At 43.4% G+C, this 22,345-nt stretch carries 24 protein-coding genes and 3 pseudogenes; 18 read left to right on the forward strand and 9 right to left on the reverse strand.

Translation table 11 applies throughout. From position 1 onward, the window contains the following. Positions 1-118: 118 nt before the first annotated feature. The 9 genes from atpA to upp form a co-directional block, all read right to left on the reverse strand. Positions 119-1,633 carry a F0F1 ATP synthase subunit alpha gene (gene atpA, locus ICC18_RS29955; RefSeq protein WP_188178090.1) on the reverse strand — a complete coding sequence of 505 codons (1,515 nt, stop codon included), beginning with the start codon at positions 1,631-1,633 and terminating at the stop codon, positions 119-121. 18 nt (positions 1,634-1,651) lie between these two features. Beyond that, complete coding sequence (locus ICC18_RS29960) at positions 1,652-2,194, reverse strand: F0F1 ATP synthase subunit delta (protein WP_188178091.1); 543 nt, start codon at positions 2,192-2,194, stop codon at positions 1,652-1,654. After that, positions 2,191-2,676: a F0F1 ATP synthase subunit B gene (gene atpF / locus ICC18_RS29965; protein ID WP_188178092.1), complete on the reverse strand. Its 486-nt coding sequence runs from the start codon at positions 2,674-2,676 to the stop codon at positions 2,191-2,193. The genes ICC18_RS29960 and atpF overlap by 4 nt, the downstream gene beginning before the upstream one ends. An 86-nt stretch (positions 2,677-2,762) precedes the next feature. Continuing rightward, positions 2,763-2,978, reverse strand: coding sequence for a F0F1 ATP synthase subunit C (atpE, locus tag ICC18_RS29970; RefSeq protein ID WP_188178093.1), 216 nt, complete (start codon positions 2,976-2,978; stop codon positions 2,763-2,765). 86 nt (positions 2,979-3,064) lie between these two features. Further along, a complete protein-coding gene (atpB, locus tag ICC18_RS29975; RefSeq protein WP_188178094.1) occupies positions 3,065-3,838 on the reverse strand; it encodes a F0F1 ATP synthase subunit A in 774 nt (257 codons plus the stop codon). 26 nt (positions 3,839-3,864) lie between these two features. Next, complete coding sequence (locus ICC18_RS29980) at positions 3,865-4,236, reverse strand: ATP synthase subunit I (protein ID WP_188178095.1); 372 nt, start codon at positions 4,234-4,236, stop codon at positions 3,865-3,867. Then, positions 4,229-4,462 carry a hypothetical protein gene (locus tag ICC18_RS29985; RefSeq protein WP_312029627.1) on the reverse strand — a complete coding sequence of 78 codons (234 nt, stop codon included), beginning with the start codon at positions 4,460-4,462 and terminating at the stop codon, positions 4,229-4,231. The genes ICC18_RS29980 and ICC18_RS29985 overlap by 8 nt, the downstream gene beginning before the upstream one ends. 202 nt (positions 4,463-4,664) lie before the next feature. Next, positions 4,665-5,801 (reverse strand): non-hydrolyzing UDP-N-acetylglucosamine 2-epimerase, encoded by a 1,137-nt coding sequence (wecB, locus tag ICC18_RS29990; RefSeq protein ID WP_188178146.1) that lies wholly within the window; start codon positions 5,799-5,801, stop codon positions 4,665-4,667. Positions 5,802-5,850: 49 nt separating this feature from the next. Continuing rightward, the gene (gene upp / locus ICC18_RS29995) at positions 5,851-6,480 is read right to left on the reverse strand and encodes a uracil phosphoribosyltransferase (RefSeq protein ID WP_188178097.1); all 630 of its coding nucleotides are present in this window, start codon (positions 6,478-6,480) and stop codon (positions 5,851-5,853) included. A 253-nt stretch (positions 6,481-6,733) separates the two neighbouring features. Here upp and ICC18_RS30000 point away from each other — a divergent pair, with 253 nt between their 5' ends. From ICC18_RS30000 to ICC18_RS30085, 18 genes and pseudogenes are all read left to right on the forward strand, one after another. Continuing rightward, positions 6,734-7,039, forward strand: coding sequence for a sensor histidine kinase (locus tag ICC18_RS30000; protein WP_188178098.1), 306 nt, complete (start codon positions 6,734-6,736; stop codon positions 7,037-7,039). A 211-nt stretch (positions 7,040-7,250) separates the two neighbouring features. Beyond that, positions 7,251-7,442, forward strand: a complete 192-nt coding sequence (locus ICC18_RS34090) for a response regulator (protein WP_312029628.1) — start codon at positions 7,251-7,253, stop codon at positions 7,440-7,442. A gap of 375 nt (positions 7,443-7,817) precedes the next feature. After that, complete coding sequence (locus ICC18_RS30015; protein WP_312029632.1) at positions 7,818-8,264, forward strand: hypothetical protein; 447 nt, start codon at positions 7,818-7,820, stop codon at positions 8,262-8,264. A 222-nt stretch (positions 8,265-8,486) separates the two neighbouring features. Next, the gene (rfbF, locus tag ICC18_RS30020) at positions 8,487-9,284 is read left to right on the forward strand and encodes a glucose-1-phosphate cytidylyltransferase (protein WP_188178100.1); all 798 of its coding nucleotides are present in this window, start codon (positions 8,487-8,489) and stop codon (positions 9,282-9,284) included. A 20-nt stretch (positions 9,285-9,304) separates the two neighbouring features. Continuing rightward, a pseudogene (locus tag ICC18_RS34895) lies at positions 9,305-10,172 on the forward strand (NAD-dependent epimerase/dehydratase family protein); the annotation flags it as partial. A gap of 39 nt (positions 10,173-10,211) precedes the next feature. Further along, positions 10,212-11,303, forward strand: coding sequence for an NAD-dependent epimerase/dehydratase family protein (locus ICC18_RS30030; protein ID WP_188178101.1), 1,092 nt, complete (start codon positions 10,212-10,214; stop codon positions 11,301-11,303). Between the two features lie 5 nt (positions 11,304-11,308). Further along, positions 11,309-11,794 carry an NAD(P)-binding domain-containing protein gene (locus tag ICC18_RS34095; protein ID WP_312029633.1) on the forward strand — a complete coding sequence of 162 codons (486 nt, stop codon included), beginning with the start codon at positions 11,309-11,311 and terminating at the stop codon, positions 11,792-11,794. Between the two features lie 190 nt (positions 11,795-11,984). Next, positions 11,985-12,272 carry a hypothetical protein gene (locus tag ICC18_RS34100; RefSeq protein ID WP_312029634.1) on the forward strand — a complete coding sequence of 96 codons (288 nt, stop codon included), beginning with the start codon at positions 11,985-11,987 and terminating at the stop codon, positions 12,270-12,272. 106 nt (positions 12,273-12,378) lie between these two features. After that, positions 12,379-13,125, forward strand: a complete 747-nt coding sequence (locus tag ICC18_RS30040) for a DUF707 domain-containing protein (protein WP_188178102.1) — start codon at positions 12,379-12,381, stop codon at positions 13,123-13,125. Between the two features lie 41 nt (positions 13,126-13,166). Then, positions 13,167-13,743, forward strand: a pseudogene (locus ICC18_RS30045) (L-dopachrome tautomerase-related protein); the annotation flags it as partial. A 93-nt stretch (positions 13,744-13,836) separates the two neighbouring features. Next, positions 13,837-14,100, forward strand: coding sequence for an EAL domain-containing protein (locus ICC18_RS30050; protein WP_223192998.1), 264 nt, complete (start codon positions 13,837-13,839; stop codon positions 14,098-14,100). A gap of 64 nt (positions 14,101-14,164) precedes the next feature. After that, positions 14,165-15,967 carry a glycosyltransferase gene (locus ICC18_RS30055; protein ID WP_188178104.1) on the forward strand — a complete coding sequence of 601 codons (1,803 nt, stop codon included), beginning with the start codon at positions 14,165-14,167 and terminating at the stop codon, positions 15,965-15,967. A gap of 193 nt (positions 15,968-16,160) precedes the next feature. Further along, on the forward strand, positions 16,161-16,958 hold the full coding sequence (rfbF, locus tag ICC18_RS30060) for a glucose-1-phosphate cytidylyltransferase (protein WP_188178105.1): 798 nt from the start codon (positions 16,161-16,163) through the stop codon (positions 16,956-16,958). Beyond that, on the forward strand, positions 16,955-17,854 hold the full coding sequence (locus ICC18_RS30065; RefSeq protein WP_188178106.1) for an NAD-dependent epimerase/dehydratase family protein: 900 nt from the start codon (positions 16,955-16,957) through the stop codon (positions 17,852-17,854). Before rfbF (ICC18_RS30060) ends, ICC18_RS30065 begins: the two co-directional genes overlap by 4 nt. A gap of 174 nt (positions 17,855-18,028) precedes the next feature. After that, positions 18,029-18,757, forward strand: a pseudogene (locus ICC18_RS30070) (NAD-dependent epimerase/dehydratase family protein). Between the two features lie 27 nt (positions 18,758-18,784). Further along, entirely contained in the window at positions 18,785-20,029 is a 1,245-nt protein-coding gene (locus ICC18_RS30075) for a UDP-glucose dehydrogenase family protein (protein ID WP_312029635.1), read from the forward strand. Positions 20,030-20,063: 34 nt separating this feature from the next. After that, positions 20,064-20,819: a DUF707 domain-containing protein gene (locus ICC18_RS30080; RefSeq protein ID WP_188178108.1), complete on the forward strand. Its 756-nt coding sequence runs from the start codon at positions 20,064-20,066 to the stop codon at positions 20,817-20,819. A gap of 248 nt (positions 20,820-21,067) precedes the next feature. Then, positions 21,068-21,820, forward strand: a complete 753-nt coding sequence (locus ICC18_RS30085) for a DUF707 domain-containing protein (protein WP_188178109.1) — start codon at positions 21,068-21,070, stop codon at positions 21,818-21,820. The last annotated feature ends 525 nt before the right edge of the window (positions 21,821-22,345 follow it).

Consider the following 22,345-nt stretch of genomic DNA (forward strand, 5'->3'; position numbering starts at 1 on the left):
CTTTTGAGGCTTTGGAAAGCCTTCATTCGAAGGCCTGATCTCAGACGCATACGCCTAATCTCAGGCATAACACGGGAGTACCTGGGCTTTTCCTGTGAAAAGCTCAGGTATTCACACTTTATTCAGAAACTGCGAAGCTCTTTTTAAATGTACCGATAGCTTCGATCAGCGCTTTATCGTTATCCGCAGTGATGTCTTTGGTATCACGAATGCTGTTCAAAATTTCCGGACGGTTGGATTCCAGATAAGCCAGGAACTGCGCTTCAAAACGAGTTACGTCTTGTACTGGAATATCGTCTACGTGACCTTTAACGACCGTATACAGGGAGCAAACTTGTTTCTCGAGGGAAAGCGGCTGATGCACGCCTTGCTTCAAGATTTCCAGTGTGCGAACCCCACGATCCAGGCGGGCTTTTGTTGCTCTATCAAGATCGGATCCGAACGCCGCGAATGCAGCAAGCTCACGGTATTGAGCCAAGTCTACACGCAGTGTACCGGCAACTTTTTTCATCGCTTTCGTTTGAGCGGAGCCCCCTACACGGGATACAGAGTTACCAACGTTAACCGCTGGACGCTGACCGGAGTAGAATAGGTCGGACTCAAGGAAGATTTGACCGTCCGTAATGGAAATTACGTTCGTCGGAATGTAAGCCGAGATATCGCCCGCTTGTGTTTCGATGAACGGAAGCGCAGTAATGGAACCGCCGCCGAGCTCATCGTTCAATTTCGCAGCGCGCTCCAGCAAACGGGAGTGCAGGTAGAATACATCACCCGGGTATGCTTCCCGACCTGGTGGACGGCGGAGCAAGAGGGACAACTCACGGTATGCAGCCGCTTGTTTGGACAAGTCATCGTATACGATCAATACGTGCTCGCCTTTGTACATGAAGTACTCAGCCATAGCACAACCTGCGTATGGAGCCAACCAAAGCATTGGTGAAGGCTCGGACGCGGAAGCCGTAACAACGATTGTATAGTCTAATGCGCCGGCAGCGCGAAGTTTTTCAACTACGCCTACGACAGTGGATTGTTTTTGACCGATAGCAACGTAGATACATTTCACGCCGTTGCCTTTTTGGTTAAGAATCGCGTCGATCGCGATCGCCGTTTTACCTGTTTGACGGTCACCGATGATCAACTCACGCTGACCGCGACCGATTGGAACCATCGCATCAATCGCTTTGATACCTGTTTGCATAGGTTCATGAACGGATTTACGAGCCATAACGCCTGGAGCCATGTTCTCTACAGGGCGGAATGAAGTTGTGTTGATAGGACCTTGACCGTCAACCGGTTGACCCAAGGAGTTAACGACACGGCCGAGCATGGCTTCCCCTACAGGAACCTCCATGATACGTCCTGTGCGTTTCACTGCATCGCCTTCACGGATATCCTTGTAAGGTCCGAGAATAACGATACCTACGTTGCTTGCTTCAAGGTTAAACGCGTAGCCCAAAACGCCGTTTGAAAACTCCAGCAGCTCGCCTGCCATTACGTTTTCCAAACCATGAGCACGAGCGATACCGTCACCGACTTGAATAACAGTACCTACTTCAACCACTTGCATATCTGATTTATAGTTTTCAATCTGTTGTTTAATCAATGAGCTGATTTCTTCAGGTTTGATACTCAACGAACTTCACCCCTATTCTTACAGTGCTTGATTTAACGATTTTTGCAAACGTTCTAGTTTACCGGACAAACTGCCATCATACAAACGATCACCGATACGCACTTGAATGCCACCAAGTAAAGCGGGGTTTATCACCGTTTGAACACGGAGCTTTTTACCTGTCACACTTCCAAAGTGACGTGCGACTTCCTGAACCTTATCTTCGGAAAGCGCAAACGGCGTATAGACGATAGCAGACGCCTGTCCAAGCGCTTCATTTGCAATTTTCACAAAATCCGTATATAAGGACATGAGAAGCGATTCTCTTCTTTTGGATACGAGCAACTGCAAGGTGTTAAGAACCGTTTCAGACACATTGCCTTCAAAAGCTTTTTTCAGCAATTCCGTTTTCTCCGACACGGCTATATTCGGATGCTTCAAGAAGTTCTGGAAGTCTGCATCATTCTGCACAACATCCACGACTGCTTTCAGATCTTCCTCTACTTGCGCAATAATGCCGCGTTCCGAAGCGAGTTCGAACAGCGCCTTGGCGTATCTCTTCGCTACGACGATGTCACTCATGCGTTGTCCCCTACCTTTTTGAGGTATTGATCAACAATTTCCTTCTGAGCCGCTTCGTCTACTTCCTTCTCAACAATCTTGGAAGCAATCTTCACAGAAAGTGTTCCCACTTCTCCACGAAGCTCTGCAACAGCTTTGTTCTTTTCTATATCGATTTCGCGAAGCGCTTCTTCTTTTAATCTGGAAGCTTCTGCTTTCGCTTGGGAAATAATATCTTCTGCTTGTTTGTTGCTCGTATTTCTAGCTTGCTCGATCATATCATAAGCTTCTTTCCGTGCTTCTTGGAATGCTTCTTTCTGCTCGGAAACGAGCTTTTCAGCTTCCTGACGGTTTTTATCCGCTGAGCCCATTTGCTCAGCAATCAGTTGTCTGCGCTTCTCCATAATATCGACAAGCGGCCCGAAAGCATACTTACTTAGCAGCCAATACAAAATCACAAAAGCAATAATCGCAAATACAAACGATTCCCAGTGCCAACCCATTCCTTGTCACTCCTTTCGGTCATCTCAAGCAAAACGAAGGCGCGGATGGACTAGGCCCTCCCCGCCAAACCTACTCATCTTTGAGATTAAGCTCCAAAGAAGATCAGGAATCCAAGTACAACACCGATAATCGGAACAACCTCGACGATACCAACCCCGATAAACATCGTTGTTTGTAAAGTTCCGCGAAGCTCAGGTTGACGAGCGATACCCTCAACTGTTTTACTCACGATCAAACCGTTACCAATACCTGCACCTAATGCTCCTAAACCAATTGCTAAAGACGCTGCTAAAAATTCCATTTTGTAAATCCTCCTCAATAAAAGTTAAGTTTTTAGTTAATTTACAATATCTCATCTCAACCTGAATCGGTTGAATTGGACTTTAATTAATGTTCTTCGTGTACGGTCGCCTGCGAAATGTATACCATCGTAAGGATTGTAAACAAGAACGCTTGAATTGCACCTACGAAAATACTGAAAGCTTGCCAGCCAATCAAGAGCGGAATACCAAAGCCGCCAGCCATCAAAATTGTTGCGATCAAAACTTCCCCAGCGAAAATGTTCGCATACAAACGCAAGCCAAGTGTAAGTGGCTTGGAAATTTCTTTGATTACATTCAGAGGGAAGAAGAACCAGAATGGTTCAAAATAGTGTTTTAAATAATGCTTCGTATTACGCGTAAGTCCTAGAATATGGGTCAATACGAATACGATTACTGCTAGACCAAAAGTAACGGACACATCCGCAGTCGGCGATTTCCACCATGCGATCTCTGCGTGTTTTCCTTTTGCCTCCAGTTCGTGAATCGTCGCTTCAGACAGAACCGTCTGACCGAACAGCTTAAATTCATGATGGTGTTCAGTAACGATACCGAATGGTAGACCCAACAGGTTGGCAACAAAAATGAACATAATTAATGTCATGCCCAATGAAATGTAGGCCTTCGCATACTTAAGCGGCATGGTGCTGGCAATCAGATTGTGAACGAACTCGACAACCCACTCCAAGAAGTTTTGCATTTTGGAAGGATTCGTAACCGACAAATTTCTTACGGAGACGAGCGCGGTCACCAATACGATAACAAAAGTCACAATAATCGCCAAAAATGTTGATAAATCAATATTTAAACCACCAATGTGTAGCACGGGAAACTCATGCATTTACCTTTTCACCCCTTTCCATGCACTCACGATTTACGTTTAAAAATAAAAAGTATACCCATCAGGAGTGTAACCATTTGGACATAAAATAATCCAATAATGGTGAAAACTACACTGACTTGCTCTGGAAACTTTACTGCAACCATCATGGCAATGATGGCCATGCAAGCTCTGGATATAAATCCAGCGTTCAAACGCTTCGGAGCCGCATTTTCACCTTGCAGGGATACGGACTTAATTTTCATCATAAGCATCCATGCATTAATGGCGCTTACAATGGATCCTACTACAAATCCTATCGCATAAGTCCGATAAGATGGAGCTACGCTCCATATGAGCAAGCAGACAGAGATGCAGATAAGCTCTGCTCGATAAAGGGTTTTCAACTGGTCATTCACGTCGGTCGTCCTCCAAGAACTTCTTGAGCATCATCACTGCGGTGCCGATACCGAGAAAGAAACCGATCATCACGCCAGCTATGATCCACCCTTTTGAGCCACCGAGATACTTCCCGCATACGTATCCGATAGCCGTGCAGATTACGATCTCTAATCCGATCGCAGATACAAGACCCGCAGCACGCCATGGATTGTCATCTGGCCTTGGAGATTTCAAATCGTCCACGCCTTTCGCTTCTACAGGGATTTTGGGCCATGCAGGTGAATCCTCATATATTGTATCGAAGCTGTCTTTCTTTTGTCAATTCACGCTAATTCAAACATTTACTGTAGGTAAATTCGCAAACCCTTGCGGCTCTAGGGTTTGCGAATTTTCAAACCAAACAGTTGAACTGTACGCTGTAGCGTTTGTCATGATTTTGTCACGGTTAGAACGCGTCGGGGCGATTAGGGTTCTTGCCAAAATGGTGAAGAATAGCCTGCACGATGCGCTGGGATGCTTTTCCATCCCCGTAAGGGTTGGCAGCTTGGCTCATTTTATTGTATAAATCCGGGTCGGTCAACAGCGCGCGAGCGCGGTTGTAGACTGTTTCCTCGTCCGTACCGACAAGCTCTAAAGTGCCTGCTTCGATACCTTCCGGACGTTCTGTCGTGTCACGCAGAACAAGAACTGGAATACCGAATGAAGGCGCTTCTTCCTGAAGACCTCCCGAATCGGTCAGGATCATGTGCGTCTGCGGATATAAATTATGGAGTTCGAAAACATCTAGAGGCTCCATCAGCTTAATCCGTGGATGATCGCCAAGGATTTCGTAAGCCGGCTCTCTCACCGCCGGACTTAGATGGACCGGATAAACGATCGCGATATCTTCAAACTCATCGGCAATCCGCTTTACGGCCCGGAAAATCTGACGATGCGGCTCGCCTTGCGCTTCACGGCGATGAGCCGTCATCAAGATCAGCTTGCGGCCGGCAGCCCACTCCAGAACCGGATGGTTGAAGTCCTTCTGAACCGTATACTGGAACACATCGGTAACCGTATTGCCCGTTACATAGATGCGGGACTCGGGCTTGTTCTCCTTGCGCAAATTGTCGGCGGATTGCTCCGTCGGCGCAAAATGCAGATCCGAGAGCACGCCGGTCAGCTGGCGGTTCATCTCTTCCGGATACGGAGACATTTTGTTCCACGTGCGTAGGCCTGCTTCGACATGACCCACTTGGATTTGCTGCATGAACGCCGCATAACTGGCGAGGAATGTAGTAAGCGTATCCCCATGAACGAGGATCAGGTCCGGCTTAGCCTCTTGGAACACAGGCTCCAATCCTTGCAGCACTCGAATGGTAATCTCATTCAATGTCTGGCGGTCCTTCATGACGTTCAAATCATAGTCTGGCGTGATTTTGAAAATGTCCAGCACCTGATCGAGCATCTGGCGATGCTGTGCCGTAACGCAGACGAGCGATTCGATATGCTCAGGATGCTTTTGCAGCTCCAGAATGAGCGGAGCCATTTTGATCGCTTCCGGTCTCGTTCCGAAGATGGTAATGACTTTCAAACGTTTCATCATCGCTTTTTTCTCTCCCTTAAGAGGTTGTCACACCTCACAATTTCAACTATTTCGTTCCGAACAACCGATCTCCGGCGTCGCCGAGGCCCGGCACGATGTAGCCGTGATCGTTCAAGCAATCGTCAACTGCTGCTACGTAAATATCGACGTCCGGATGCTCATTTTGCACAGCTTTGACGCCTTCAGGCGCAGCGATCAGGCACATGAGCTTGATTTGCGTGCAGCCTCTTTTCTTCAACACCTCAATGGCTGCATTCGCAGAACCGCCGGTGGCCAGCATCGGATCGATGACGATGAGCTCCCGCTCCTGAACGTCCGTAGGCAGCTTGACATAATATTCGACAGGCTGAAGCGTATCGGGATCACGGTAAAGACCCACATGTCCTACCTTAGCTGCAGGAATAAGCTTCAATACGCCTTCCACCATACCTAGACCTGCGCGCAAAATCGGGATCAGTCCGAGCTTTCTTCCTGCAATCATGCGGCAGTCCGCTGTTGTCACCGGCGTTTTTACTTGCACATGCTCAAGTGGAAGACTTCTCGTAATTTCATAGGCCATTAAAGTCGCTACTTCGTCAACGAGCTCACGAAAATCTTTCGTTTTCGTATTCTCATCCCGAATGTATGTAAGTTTGTGTTGAATAAGCGGATGATCACAAATAAAAACTTTTCCCATAAGTTCCTCCTAAGCGTTTTCGATAGAAAACTTGCATCGTAAGCATAAGCTGAGATTTGCTGCAGCATAATTGTCTTCGTAAGTAATATTTGTTAAAAATACCTGAACTGCCAGGCAAACCTTGTCCATTATATCATATGTTATCCAACTTATCTTCTGTAGAACCTAAAGAAAGGAAAGAAGAACAAAAAGGTACCACAAGCTTGAAAGCATATTAATCGACGATGACATACAGGATGATAAGAAGAAAGAGTTGAATCAAGTTAAAGAAGGGCTTCTGGATGTGGTTGGACAAATCCGTGAAACCTGTAACGAATTGCTGCCGCCATTCTTAAAAGAAATTGGTATTGTAGAAGTCTTTGAGAATTTATTTATGCAAGTACGGCTCCGTACGAATTACGTGCTCAATTTCGACAAGTCAGGTTTTCAAGCCGTATTGGATGATGATCAATTATTGGCTCTTTATCGCATTGTTCAGGAACTTCTAAGGAATGCAACACGACGTTCACATGCATCCCGGGTGGATATGAAATTATCGTGTGCAAATGAAAAGATTTAGTTCTTTTATCGTGATAATGGTGTAGGCATGAATCTGGAACAACATCAATCCTCCTTTAAACACATGGGGTTGTTTGGCATCAAAGAAAGAGTCGCCAGTCTCGAAGGAGAAACTAGATTCCGATCAGCCCCGGGGCATGGTTTTGAGGTTTCGATTTGGATGCCGGCAGCCGTAAGCCCCGTCATTTCTGAAATAGGAGAGGAGAATCCGCGTGATTCTCATTATAATGGTTGATGATCATCCTTCGGTCGGTCAAGGTACCAAATATATGATCGAAGAAGAAAGCGACATGAAGGCAACCGTAGTTTCTATGGGCATGCAAGCGTTAGAGTTGCTTAAATGCGAAATGTTCGACCTGTTGATAATCGATTTGAATATGCCTGTCATAAACGGGGGGAATTAACTAGAAGGATAAATGATCTTCATTTAGATGCACCAATTTTAATCTATACCGGGTATGACATTACTCCTCATTTTAATATCGTTGTTGAAGCGGGAATTTCCGGTTTTATCGACAAGACTGCAACGCGCGAGCAACTTATTATTGCTATACGCTGCGCATTGCGCGGCGAAACGATTATACCGGTAACTCTTTTTAAGCAGCTAAGACGAAAAGTGATACCTATTACTTAAATCACTGTTATACGCTTCCAAATCTCATTAATTATTTAAGCAGGTTCTCGTTGTCTCAGAAAAAGATTCATGAAATCCATCAAAAACTTGGCCCCCGGGCGATCGAAATATTGGAAAATCACCCCTATGAAATAAAATAGCATCGATTCCCTTCTCAATAGCCGAACAGCTTGCACAGGATAAGGGGATTTCACCCCAGTCCTCAGAACGGATTTCGGGTGCCATCCAATATGTGTATGTTCAATATCAAAACAGCGGTAATAGTTATCTCAGTCTCAATGTATTGGAACACAGAGTTTATCACTTAATGGGTAAGTCACTTTCACAAGCGCGCATCCATATTGAAATTGAAAAATTTGCTAATCAAAAAGAGCACCAATTGCTACGAACCAAAGGCGGGTTATTTTATTACCGTCCCCTTTACTTCACGGAGATTCAAATTGCACAGCGGCTTGCAGATTTAACTTCAACGATGGGCAAGGTTCCGAAGCAGTATCAGCTGGTGATGGATAGACTGATTCAAGAAGGGAAGATCCCTATCCTGGATGAAGGGCAAAAGGAAGGGATTGAACAATTTTTCTTGCGAGAGTAGGGCAGTAATACATATAGTCATAAAGTTTTCCGAAGTAAGCTATGCCGATCCAAACCTTGGATAAGCCCTATCGAATTCCAATGGTTGGAATAAATTTGTCAGAAATCAACAAATAGTTAAATATCTAATATTTTGTCCAAACAAATTTGGTACATCCTTCATTAAATATTTATGTACCGCAAGTATCGTCCGGGGAAAAGTACAAGTGCAAGGAGTGATATTATGAAAGTTATTATTTTAGCAGGGGGTTTTGGCACAAGATTAAGCGAAGAAACTCATTTAAAACCAAAACCGATGATCGAAATTGGGGATAAGCCAATTTTATGGCACATTATGCAGCATTACTCCAGTTATGGTTTCAATGATTTTGTTATTTGCTTGGGGTATAAAAGTCAAGTAATCAAAAACTATTTCTCCAACTACTTCCTCAATAACTCTGATGTGACCTTTGACTTCCGGGAAAAAAATGAATGTATCATTCACCGCCACTCTGCGGAGCCTTGGCAAGTGACCTTAGTTGAAACCGGACTGCACACATTGACGGGAGGGCGGATTAAACGAGTACAGAAGTATTTCGGGAACGAGCCTTTTATGTTGACATACGGCGACGGTGTCAGCGACGTTAATATTGCAAAATTAGTCGAGTTTCACCGCTCCCACGGGAAACTGGCTACAGTAACCGCTACAAGGCCACAAGGGAGATTCGGCATGTTATCCATCTCCTCTGACCAACAGGTAGAGAAGTTTCAAGAAAAAATAGAAGGGGATGATGGTTGGATTAACACTGGCTTCTTTGTACTGCAGCCGGAAGTGTTTGCTTACTTAACTGGCGGGGATGAATCCGTATTTGAGAAGCAGCCGCTCGAGAACCTTGCTAAGGATGGACAATTAATGGCGTTCATGCATAACAGCTTTTGGCATCCGATGGATACGTTACGAGACAAAGAGTATTTGGAGGAGCTTTGGGCATCAGGGAAAGCCCCGTGGAATACGGGAGAGGCGGTACGGCGGCTGAAATAAAAATAGTAATAACGGGTTCTACGGGATTTTTGGGTAGCCACCTTACGAGAGTTTTAGTCAAAGAAGGTTATGAAGTGATTATTGTAAAAAGAAGTTTCTCCAATACTTGGAGAATTTCCGACATATTGTCCGAAGTAACGGTCTTCAATCTCGATGAAGAGCCGTTCGAGCGGCCTTTTATACAATGCGGTCCAATCGATGCGGTCATTCACACCGGTACCAAGTACGATCGAAATGATGAATCGGCCTTGCAACTGTTGAATGCTAACGTTTCGTTTCCGCTGGAATTGCTGGAAACGGCTGCTTCCTACCAGACCGGGATGTTTATCAATACGGATTCTTTTATTCATAAAAATAATGCCGGTTATAGGCACTTAGCCAAATATGCGCTGACCAAAAAACAGTTCCTCGAATGGGGCAAGGAATTAAGTGCAGCGGAGAAAATTCGCTTTCTTAATTGTCGGCTGGAGCACATATACGGATAGTAAGTTCACCACCTATATTGTAAAAAGTTGTTTACAGCAAGTTCCCGAGCTACAACTGACACCAGGCAATCAGAAGAGAGATTTTATACATGTTCACGACGTCGTTTCGGCCTATTCTTTGCTGCTAAAGCAGCTACCGACTAATTTTCCTTGGTTTAGAGAATTTGAAATAGGAACAGGAACGACGACGACCGTTCGCCATTTTGTAGAGCTGGTTCATCAGTTATCCCAATCCGGAACGAAGCTATATTTTGGTGCCATTCCGCATCGGGAGCACGAAATTATGGAGTCAATCGCCAATATTTCCGAACTCCGCAAATTAGGGTGGAACCATAAAATAAGCTTACAACAAGGGATCAAATACGCGATTATGAACGAAAAAAACAGGAATCGGTTAAATTGACTCCATGACATGGTTGGAGGAGGGAGATAATTGGGACAAATGAGCAACAATACAATCTATCAGACCGACCTTCAGTATATGTTCCAAAATCTTGACTCGAGTGAGAAAGCGAAACTTAAGAACGCATCGATTTTGATTACCGGTTGTGCCGGCTTTTTGGGATATTACTTCATGTCGTTTTTATCCGAGTATTCCGAACAGCTAGGAATTAAAAGAGTAATTGGCATTGACAACTTTAAGCTTGGAAAACCGAAGTGGGTTACGGAACTAAGCCAATCGAATCCAAGGGTTGAACTTCATAGCGCGGATGTTACTCAATTTACATCGTTTCATGCGAAGCAAATGGGTGATGTTGATTTTATTATCCACATGGCCTCGATCGCTTCACCGACCTTCTATAGAATGTATCCGCTGGAAACTGTTGACGCCAATGTGTGGGGACTGCGGTCTTTACTCGATTATTATAGGGATAAGGACATAAAAGGATTTTTGTTTTTCTCCAGTAGTGAAGTGTATGGCGATCCGTTTCCGAATTATATCCCAACCCCGGAAGATTATAGAGGCAATGTGGCCATGATAGGGCCGCGCGCATGCTACGACGAGGCCAAGCGATTCGGGGAGACTCTCTGCTATTTGTACGCCGAAAAATTTCGTATGCCCATATCAATTGTCCGACCGTTCAACAATTACGGTCCCGGTATGCGGCTTCATGATAAACGGGTGCCGGTCGATTTTGCCAAAGCTCTCGTTGAAAAGAAGAGTATCGTCATGCATTCGGACGGGACTCCGACACGAACGTTTTGTTATGTGACGGATGCGATTATCGGGTACCTAAAAGCACTGCTGTACGAACCGTTCGATTACTTTAACATAGGCATGGAACAGCCCGAAATTTCAATCAAACAATTGGCCCAAATTTATAAAGAAGCAGGCTCGGCTATATATCATTTCAGTCCGTCGATCGAATTTAAGGAGTCTGAAGAAAAAAGCTATTTAACGCATAATCCGTCCAGACGATGCCCCGATATAACAAAGGCGAAAACCTTACTGTACTATTCCCCTGCTATTTCCGTAACCGAGGGTGTCCATCGATTTCTAACTTTTCTTAAAGAGGAGGGGAACATCCATTGATAACGGTGATCGGACTTGGATTTGTCGGCTTGACCACCGCTCTAGGCTTCAGCGATAAAGATTACCTCGTTTACGGCTACGATACGAGTCAAGACAAGACAGAACGGTTGAGAAAAGGAATGGTTCCTTTTTACGAGCCTTATCTTGACGAGAAACTGAATCAATATATGAATAATCGCTTTCATATCGTAGATGATTTAAAGGACGCTATCGACAAGAGTGAAATCGTCTTTTTTTGTGTAGGAACCCCAAGCCAGGCTGATGGGAGCGCCGATTTAAGCTATATTTTCGATGCGGCCAAAAGCGTAACCGAATGTATAACCAAACCGCAGTTTAAGGTGCTGGTCATTAAGTCGTCGGTTCCGCCGGCAACGACAAGCGAGTGTATAAACCCTTATATAGAATCGTTAGGTTTTAAGGTTGACGAGGACGTCGGTCTAACCAACAATCCCGAGTTTTGCGGGAGGGGCATGCCTGGAGCGATTTTATGAATCCGGACAGGATCGTTATCGTCAAGAGTCCGACAAGAGCGGATAAATAGCTGAACAATATTTACCGGTCGTTTCAAGCCCCGATTTACCGGGGTAGTTTAACTACGGCAGAGTTTATTAAATATTTATCTAACACGTACTGGCCACTCTCATTAGTTTCGCAAATGAGCAATCATTAATCGCCAGAGCCATAGGTGATATTGATATTAGAACTGCCTTTCAAGTGCTGCACCGGGACAAGAGATGGTTTGAGGCTCCGGCCGCAATGACATCCTATGTTTATCCGGGCTGCGGCTTCGGAGGTTATTGCCTTCCCAAGGATACGCTTGCGTTAGTTAGTCAGTCTATCAAGAACGGGTACTCGCCGGATATTTTAAAAAGTGCAATCCAGGTGAACGAAGTCATTCAACAATTTGTGGTCAGAGAAATAACCGAAAAAGTCTGCCCGAAGGAAACAATAGGGATGTTGTTATTTTAACCGCATGGGATGAATTTGTAACGAACGAAAGGTCCATTAGAAACAAGCGCGTTTTCGATTATCGCTATTTATACGTCTGAATTAATGGAATCGGGGTGATGGTCTGGTGGATGACGTTTACACTTTAAAACCTTTTAAGGACACGGGGAAACGGTTTTTAGTCATCGCGCGGGTACGAGATGACTCCCTCCATAAAGAGTGGATAAAGCCATCCAAATATAAAAATTTTGACTTGTATTTGGAGTATTACGGGGATGGGGGCAGCGATTTTCGAAGCGATTGTGACTTCTACTCGGAGGGAAAGGAAACAAAGTGGCCCAGAATCTATAAGATTATCCAGAAGTACCGCGAACATATTTTTAAATATGACGCTGTATGGATCCCTGACGATGATATCAGCGTAGACTGTAAAACCATTCATAACATGTTTAAAACCTTTATGAAATACGAGTTATCTCTCGCCCAGCCCGCCTTAACAATGGACTCGTTTTATTCTCATAAAATTACACGACAACAAAAAAAGTATGTACTGCGATACACCAGTTTTATAGAAGTGATGGTGCCCATATTCTCCAATAAAGCTCTTCAAAAATGCTGGAAATCATTTAAATTAAGTCAATCCGGTTGGGGACTGGACAACATCTGGCCTAAGTTTTTGGCTTTTCCCAACAATAAAATAGCTATTATCGATAAAACGCCGGTTAAGCATACGAGGCCAGTAGGGGGAGGCACATTATATCAGGATATTCAAGGCTCCTCATACGATGAATTACACCGTATTCGAAAGCAATACAACGTTAAAAATCTATTTATTACGTATGGTAAGGTATGGGATAAAAAGCAGGCTAAATAGGAAACTGCAAGCAGCCAAACAATTCTTGTCCCCGCATTTGGAGAACAAAATCGTTCCGTCGTGTACTTGATCGACTCAATAGCACACAAGACTTTCCAGGATTTCATTTTGAAATCGACAACCAGCCAGTATTAAGAGCAAACCCATAAGACTCGGGGTTGATGGAATTGCACTATCATCAGATCGCTCAACTCTTTACTAATGTCCGTTAACCGGTCGAAATTTGTATGCTATTGATACCACAGTTTTAAGAAACTTTTATACGCCGCTTACGGAGATTAACAGGGCTGTTCAATCAGTCGGAAGCAAAGGCACTACCACCGGCGGTATGCATGCAGATAATAAAGGGAATGTTTTTTACACGATGTTGGAAGCAAAAGGGGTTGGCTTTTATCGCCCTGAAACGAACAGCTTTCATCATTTCGTATCAGATGACACAATGTTATGAGTTGTCTGGGTAGCCTTCGATCAAAGAGGGTCAATCATATTCAACAAAACCGATTGCACCAAATACTTGATGAAGCCCAACAAGATATGGATTGGACCTATCCATACAATTTGATCATATGGAAAGCATTTGTTGGCCATCATGAGAAGTCCTATTTATATGCACGATAGTACTTTTACAAAGGACGCCTTTAAACTGGTTGTCCTTTGTAGCAACGGAATCAAATTTAGCCGTTATTCCCGTTACGGAGAACCGTATCATATTTGGGCGTGTCCATTTCCATGGATGATTTTGGGACGGGGTATTCTTCGTTAAGCTGTGTCAAAGATTTATCCATCGACAAATTGAACATCGATCGTTCCTTTATTACGAATATTTCAACGGACGAGCGGGACGCGGCCATTGTCAAAACGATTATCGCCTTATCCCGAAATCTGAACATGAAGGTGTTAGCGGAAGGCGGGCTGGATTCACGGGGGCATCCAAGCCAGAGGGAATCCGGACATCCTATTTGTTCATCCGGTTAAAGACGAATCCGTCCGTCAATGGATATGCAATTGCTGATTAGGAAAAAAAGGAGGAAACAACGCTATGGGAAATGACGTCACTGTAATGTTGCCTTCATACAATGCTGGAAGGTATTTGAAAGAAGCTGTGCAAAGTGTTTTTGATCAAACGTATACAAACTGGAAATTAATTATTGTCGATGATGCATCTACGGATAACAGCATCGATACGATCCAAAAGTTTTTAAAGGATCCACGTGTTACCCTAATTCGTAATCCACAAAATTTAGGCCAATCTAAAAGTCAAAATGTTGCCTTACAATTAGTGGATACTCCATATGTGATCCAGCTGGATGCTGATGATTTGTTTTTTCCAAATACAATCGAAAGACTTAAGCAAGAGGCAGATAAACAATCGGAGGATGTTGCCGTATTTTACGGGAATTTCATGTATATTGGGGACGGGATGAAGAAAGGGAAAAAGAAAGCTCATATAAGAAGATATAGACAGTTTAAAGACGGATATGATTTTTTGCTGGAGGATTGTACGGTCCGTCCAAGGTTCTATCGGACTTCAGCTCTAAAAAGGGTTGGAGGCTGGCCGACGGATGATCCATATGAGGGACGATATATTGAAGACAGAAGCATTATATTACGTTTATTTGAATACTATCGTTGCCGCTGGGTGGATGAAACACTGTATAAATACCGAAAGCATAGCTCCAATTTGTCTAAAGCTATAGAGGTTAATGGTGAAGTTGTGGAATGGGTTGTTCGCGAGGCTTTAAAAAGATGGGGGGACCATTATAAACCGGTCTTCGCCTTTCATGAAGGCTGGAATCGAATGGTTCAGCTGGTGCCGAAAAAGAACAGTTTCAATAACAAATTAGGAATATCGTACGGCGGACTGATGCCTAAGCCGAAGGAAATCGTTTTTGGGGGTAGAGTGAAGCTAAGACATCTCGGAGAGAATTTCCCTGAAGATAAGTTAAACTATAATCTTATGTATTTAGTGAGCAGCTACCTGCCTGCTTGTGCTGAGCAGAAGGTGAAAGTATGCAGGGAGAACGGTATCAAATTAGTATGGAACCAGAATGGGGTCGCTTTTCCGGCATGGGCGGGTAAAGCTTATAAAGATATGAATGAACGGCGTCGAAATTTACGTAAGCAAGCAGATTGGGTCATTTACCAAAGTAATTTTTGCAAAATGAGTGCCGATAAATTCCTAGGCCAGTATAACGGGAAGTTTTCGATCCTTTATAACTGTGTAGATACAACGTCATTTACCCCCCCTAAAAAGATCCCGTCATTATCTAAAATCCGTTTGTTAGTAATGGGAAGCCACTATGATAAAGAACGAGTGACACTGGCCTTGGATACATTAGCGCTGTTATTAAAGAGTGGGGTTCGCGCGGAGCTCCAAATTGCCGGAAATCTGAAATGGCCAAACGCTAAAAAGGAAGTGCGAAGCAAAATAAGCTCATTGCGTTTGGATAAACATGTCCGGATTACGGATTCTTATTTGCAAGAAGATGCACCGAAGTTTTATCGAAAAACACATATTTTGCTGCATTTCAAATACAATGACCCAAGCCCTACAGTTCCAATAGAAGCCATGGCGTGCGGGATCCCCGTTATAGGGTCTCGTAGTGGAGGGATGACCGAATTATTAGGCAAAGACGGAGGAACCACCCTGGAAGTGCCGTTTAGTTGGGAGAAAATGTACTACCCAAGTGCCAAAGCCGCCGCAGACGCAGTCACCATAATTATGAAGGATTGGAAAGCTTGGAGCAGCAAGGCACGGAAAAGGGCAGTCAAGCATTTTAGTAAAGAGAAATGGCTAAAGGAGCATAAAAAGATATTTAGTAAAGTTGTGGAATCGAACTGAAAAAATTGCTCTCTTACAGTCAGCCAGAAGATCTGGCTGGCTTATTTTTAGGCTATGTTATTCTTTATTGTTGATTTAACAAATAGTTAAAAATCTAATACGATTGTCCAAACAAATTTGGTACATCCTTCATTAAATATCTATGAACCGCAAGTATCGTCCGGGGAAAAGGACAAGTGCAAGGAGTGATAATATGAAAGTTATTATTTTAGCAGGGGGATTTGGCACAAGATTAAGCGAAGAAACACATTTAAAACCAAAACCGATGATCGAAATTGGGGATAAGCCAATTTTATGGCACATTATGCAGCATTACTCCAGTTATGGTTTCAATGATTTTGTTATTTGCTTGGGGTATAAGAGTCAAGTAATCAAAGATTATTTCTCCAACTACTTCCTCTATAACTCAGATGTGACCTTTAACTTCCTGAAAAAAAATAAATGTATCATTCACCGCCATTACACGGAGCCTTGGCAAGTGACCTTAGTTGAAACCGGACTGCACACATTGACGGGAGGACGGATTAAGCGAGTACAGGAGTATATCGGGAATGAGCCTTTTATGTTGACATACGGTGACGGTGTCAGCGACGTTAATATTGAAAAATTAGTCGAGTTTCACCGCTCCCACGGGAAACTGGCTAGCGTGACCGCTGCAAGGCCGCAAGGGAGATTCGGCATGTTATCCATCTCCTCTGATCAACAGGTTGAGAAGTTTCAAGAAAAAATAGAAGGGGATGGCGGTTGGATTAACGCTGGCTTCTTTGTACTTCAGCCGGAAGTGTTTGCTTACTTAACCGGAGGGGATGAAACCGTATTTGAGAAGCAGCCGCTCGAAAACCTTGCTAAGAATGGAAATTTAATGGCGTTCAAGCATAACAGCTTTTGGCATCCGATGGATACGTTACGGGACAAAAAGTATTTGGAGGAGCTTTGGGCATCAGGGAAGGCTCCGTGGAATACGGGAGAGGAGTTACGGCGGCCGAAATGAAAATAGTCATAACGGGTTCTACGGGTTTTTTGGGCAGCCACCTTACGAGAGCTTTAGTCAAAGAGGGATATGAAGTGGTTATTATAAAAAGAAGCTTCTCCAATACTTGGAGAATTTCCGATATATTGTCCGAAGTAACGGTCTACAATATCGACGAAGAGCCGCTTGAGCGGCCTTTTATACAATGCGGTCCAATCGATGCGGTCATTCACACCGCTACCATGTATGACCGGAATGATGAATCGGCCTTGCAGCTGCTGAATGCTAACGTTTCGTTTCCGCTGGAATTGCTGGAAATAGCTGCTTCCTACCAGTCCGGGATGTTTATCAATACGGATTCTTTTATTAATAAAAATAATGCCGGATATAGGCACTTAGCCAAATATGCGCAGACCAAAAAACAGTTCCTTGAATGGGGTAAGCAATTAAGTGCAGCGGAGAAAATTCACTTTCTTAATTGTCGGCTGGAGCACATATACGGATCCTTTGATAGCGACAGTAAGTTCACCACCCATATTGTAAAAAGTTGTTTACAGCAAGTTCCCGAGCTGCAACTGACACCTGGCGATCAGAAGAGAGATTTTATACATGTCCACGACGTCGTTTCGGCCTATTCTTTGCTGCTAAAGCAGCGGCCAACTGATTCTCCATGGTTTAGCGAATTTGAAATAGGAACAGGAACGACGACGACCGTTCGTCATTTTGTAGAGCTGGTTCATCGGTTATCCCAATCCGAAACGAAGCTGCATTTTGGTGCCATTCCATATCGGGAACATGAAATTATGGAGTCAAGCGCCAATATTTCCGAACTCCGCAAATTAGGGTGGAACCATAAAATAAGCTTACAACGAGGGATAGAATACGTGATTACGAACGAAAAAACAGGAATCGGTTAAATATACTCCATGACATCGTTGGAGGAGGGAGAGAAATGGGCCAAATGAGCAAAAATACGATCTATCAAACCGATCTTCAGTATATGTTCCAAAAGACTCGAGTGAAAAAGGGAAACTTAAGGACGCATCGATTTTGATTACCGGCTGTGCAGGTGCTTTTTGGGATATTACTTCATGTCGTTTTTATCCGAGTATTCCGAACAGCTAGGAATTAAAAGAGTAATTGGCATTGACAACTTTAAGCTTGGAAAACCGAAGTGGGTTACGGAACTAAGCCAATCGAATCCAAGGGTTGAACTTCATAGCGCGGATGTTACTCGATTTACATCGTTTCATGCGGAGCAAATGGGTGATGTTGATTTTATTATCCACATGGCCTCAATCGCTTCACCGACCTTCTATAGAATGTATCCGCTGGAAACTGTTGACGCCAATGTGTGGGGGCTGCGGTCTTTACTCGATTATTATAGGGATAAGGACATAAAAGGATTTTTGTTTTTCTCCAGTAGTGAGGTGTATGGCGATCCGTTTCCGAATTATATCCCAACCCCGGAAGATTATAGAGGCAATGTAGCTATGATAGGGCCGCGCGCATGCTACGACGAGGCCAAGCGATTCGGGGAGACTCTCTGCTATTTGTAAGCCGAAAAATATCGTATGCCCATATCGATTGTAAGGCCGTTTAACAATTACGGTCCCGGCATGCGGCTTCGTGATAAACGGGTGCCGGCCGATTTTGCCAATGCTATCGTTGAGAAGAAAAATATCGTCATGCATTCGGATGGGACTCCGACCCGAACGTTTTGTTATGTGCCCCGATATAACAAAGGCGAAAACCTTACTGAATTACTCCCCTGCGATTTTCGTCAACGAGGGTGTCCGTCGATTTCTAACTTTTCTTAATAAGGAGGGGAACATTCATTGATAACGGTGATTGGACTTGGTTTTGTCGGCTTGACCACCGCTCTAGGCTTCAGTGATAAAGGTTACCTCGTTTACGGCTACGATACGAGTGTGGTCAAGACAGAACGGCTGAGAAAAGGAATGGTTCCTTTTTATGAGCCTTATCTTGACGAGAAACTGAATCAATATATGAATAACCGCTTTCATATCGTAGATGATTTAAAGGATGCTGTCGACAGGAGCGAAATCATCTTTTTTTGTGTAGGAACCCCAAGCCGGGCGGATGGAAGCGCCGATTTAAGCTATATTTTCGATGCGGTCAAAAGCGTAACCGAATGTATAACCAAACCACAGTTTAAGGTGCTGGTCATTAAGTCGTCGGTTCCGCCGGCAACGACAAGCGAATGTATAAAGCCGTATATAGAATCGCTAGGTTTTAAGGTGGGCGAGGACGTCGGTCTAATCAACAATCCCGAGTTTTTGCGGGAGGGGTATGCCTGGAGCAATTTTATGAACCCTGACAGGATCGTTATCGGTCAAGAGTCCGATAGGAGCGGAGAAATTGCGGAAAATATTTACGGGCCGTTTCGGGCCCCGATTTACCGGGTTAGTTTAACAACGGCAGAGTTCATTAAATATTTATCTAACACGTTACTGGCCACTCTCATTAGTTTCGCGAATGAGCAATCATTAATCGCCAGAGCCATAGGTGATATTGATATTAGAACCGCCTTTCAAGTACTGCACCGGGACAAGAGATGGTTTGGGACTCCGGCTGCAATGACATCCTATGTTTTTCCGGGCTGCGGCTTCGGAGGGTATTGCCTTCCTAAGGATACGCTTGCATTAGTTAGTCAGTCCATCAAGAACGGGTACTCACCGAATATATTAAAAAGCGTAATCCAGGTGAATGAAGACATTCAACAATTTGTGGTCAGAGATATAACCGAACAAGTCGGGCCGGAGGAGACAATAGGGATTTTAGGCTTGGCCTTTAAGCCGAATTCAAATGACATAAGGGAAACGCCGGCAAAACGGATCATAGAGATGCTGATACAAAAGGGATACCGAAACATAATCGTTTACGATCCTATGGCCATGCAAGAGTTTAAAGAAGCTTATTCGCTGCCGGTTGAGTATGCCTCCAGCATAAATGCGCTGCTTTCGAAAACCGGGTATGTTGTTATTTTAACCGCATGGGATGAATTTGTGACGAACGAATTGTCCATTAGAAAAAAACATGTTTTCGATTATCGTTATTTATATGGATGAAGGGAAGGAATATCTCAAAACGGGGTGACTTCTAGTGGGAAATGAGGTTTATACTATAAAACCTTTCAAGGATACGGGAAATCGGTTTTTAGTAATCGCACGGGTACAGGATGACTCTCTCCATAAAGAGTGGATAAAGCCGTCCAAATATAGAAATTTTGATTTATATCTGGAGTATTATGGGAAGGGAGGCTGCAATTTCCGAAACGATTGCGACTTCTATTCCGAGGGGAAGGAAACAAAATGGCCACGAATATATAAGATTATAGAAAAGTACGGAGAGCATATTTTTAAATATGATGCGGTATGGATACCTGATGATGATATCAGTACCGACTGTAAAACCATTAATAAAATGTTTAAAATTTTTATGAAATACAAGTTATCTCTAGCCCAACCCGCGTTAACGCGGGACTCCTATTATTCACATGAAATTACACGACAAAAAGAAAAGTATGTATTGCGTTACACCAGTTTTGTAGAAGTGATGGCTCCCATTTTCTCAAAAAAGGACCTTCAAAAATGTTGGAAGTCATTTTCTAAAAGTCAATCCGGTTGGGGACTGAGCTCTATCTGGCCCAAGTTATTGGGTTATTCGAACAATAAAATGGCAATTATCGATAAAACGCCGGTAAAACATACGAGGCCAGTAAGAGGAGGAACATTATATAAGGATATTCAAGGTTCAGCTCGCGATGAATTACGGCGTATTTGTAAGGAATACAAAGTTAAAAAAGCATTTAATACGTACGGTAAGGTGCGGGATAAAACGGAAATGAATAACAAATGACAAACAGAGGTTTCCTCGTATGTGGATGTGTGATGCTTTCATATCCCCATATTTCTGTTTCTTTTTGATGTTTAAAATGGAGAATAGGGGATGACCCCGCAGGTTTTCATGTAGAAGTCTCATAATAATTTGGTAGCTGCAATTTTAAATACAACTCCTGCAGCTTGAAGTTTCAGGCGGGATTCGAAGGTTAGAAAGAAATTCAAAGTTGCCATCACAATTGCAAAACAAGAACGGGGTGACTTCTAGTGGGAAATGAGGTTTATACTATAAAACCTTTCAAGGATACGGGAAATCGGTTTTTAGTAATCGCACGGGTACAGGATGACTCTCTCCATAAAGAGTGGATAAAGCCGTCCAAATATAGAAATTTTGATTTATATCTGGAGTATTATGGGAAGGGAGGCTGCAATTTCCGAAACGATTGCGACTTCTATTCCGAGGGGAAGGAAACAAAATGGCCACGAATATATAAGATTATAGAAAAGTACGGAGAGCATATTTTTAAATATGATGCGGTATGGATACCTGATGATGATATCAGTACCGACTGTAAAACCATTAATAAGATGTTTGAAATTTTTATGAAATACCAGTTATCTCTAGCCCAACCTGCGTTAACGCGAGATTCCTATTATTCACATGAAATTACACGACAAAAAGATAAGTATGTACTGCGTTACACCAGTTTTGTAGAAGTGATGGCTCCCATTTTCTCAAAAAAGGCCCTTCAAAAATGTTGGAAGTCATTTTCCAAAAGTCAATCCGGTTGGGGACTGGACAGCATTTGGCCCAAGTTATTGGGTTATCCAAAAGATAAAATGGCAATTATCGATAAAACGCCGGTAAAACATACGAGGCCAGTAAGAGGAGGAACATTATATAAGGATATTCTAGGTTCAGCTCGCGATGAATTACGGCGTATTTGTAAGGAATACAAAGTAAAGGAACCATTTGTTTATAATACGTACAGAAAGGTGTGGGATAAAAAACGAAAATGAATAACAATGTACAAAGAGACCGTTCACTCGTATGTATTTACGAGGACTTAATCTTTGCTAAAGTAAATTCGCATTAGTGTACCACAAGTTTGATACGTCATTTTATGAGCTTCAAACCAATCACTATTAATGTTACCGGGCAGATCTTTTAAGAATAGCAAACCTTCTTTAGGGAAGCCTGTAAAGTCAAAGCTATTGCTTGTTTTATTTATCTCCTCCTCCTTTTTTTGAACAATGCGCCTCTCATTGAGCAGGTTATTCTACTGAGGCGTGTAGTACCGGCCACAACGTTACTCAAATTTTTCAAATTTCTGGAGTGGGAAGTTCGTATTGTACCGGGAGAGATGAAACACACCACTCTGTAAGTGCGTATTCCGGTAATGGTTGGACACTCATTCCGAAAAGTTTTGGACACTCATTCCGGAAACATTTGGACAGTTTTTTCTTCCAGTTTTCCCCTCAGGATGGCATCCACTTTTAGCAAAGGTGTACCATTCCGTTCTCGCGAATGTCTTTCGGGACACT

Origin of the sequence: Paenibacillus sedimenti (assembly GCF_014534655.1) — a bacterium.
Lineage (GTDB): Bacteria > Bacillota > Bacilli > Paenibacillales > NBRC-103111 > Paenibacillus_E > Paenibacillus_E sedimenti.

Bases quoted from the DNA above. Each gene is read 5' to 3' on its own strand.
- ICC18_RS29960 (WP_188178091.1), bottom strand. From the start codon at position 2,194: ATGAGTGACATCGTCGTAGCGAAGAGATACGCCAAGGCGCTGTTCGAA.
- atpF (WP_188178092.1), bottom strand. From the start codon at position 2,676: ATGGGTTGGCACTGGGAATCGTTTGTATTTGCGATTATTGCTTTTGTG.
- atpE (WP_188178093.1), bottom strand. From the start codon at position 2,978: ATGGAATTTTTAGCAGCGTCTTTAGCAATTGGTTTAGGAGCATTAGGT.
- atpB (WP_188178094.1), bottom strand. From the start codon at position 3,838: ATGCATGAGTTTCCCGTGCTACACATTGGTGGTTTAAATATTGATTTA.
- wecB (WP_188178146.1), bottom strand. From the start codon at position 5,801: ATGAAACGTTTGAAAGTCATTACCATCTTCGGAACGAGACCGGAAGCG.
- upp (WP_188178097.1), bottom strand. From the start codon at position 6,480: ATGGGAAAAGTTTTTATTTGTGATCATCCGCTTATTCAACACAAACTT.
- rfbF (WP_188178100.1), top strand. From the start codon at position 8,487: ATGAAAGTTATTATTTTAGCAGGGGGTTTTGGCACAAGATTAAGCGAA.
- ICC18_RS30030 (WP_188178101.1), top strand. From the start codon at position 10,212: ATGAGCAACAATACAATCTATCAGACCGACCTTCAGTATATGTTCCAA.
- ICC18_RS30055 (WP_188178104.1), top strand. From the start codon at position 14,165: ATGGGAAATGACGTCACTGTAATGTTGCCTTCATACAATGCTGGAAGG.
- rfbF (WP_188178105.1), top strand. From the start codon at position 16,161: ATGAAAGTTATTATTTTAGCAGGGGGATTTGGCACAAGATTAAGCGAA.
- ICC18_RS30065 (WP_188178106.1), top strand. From the start codon at position 16,955: ATGAAAATAGTCATAACGGGTTCTACGGGTTTTTTGGGCAGCCACCTT.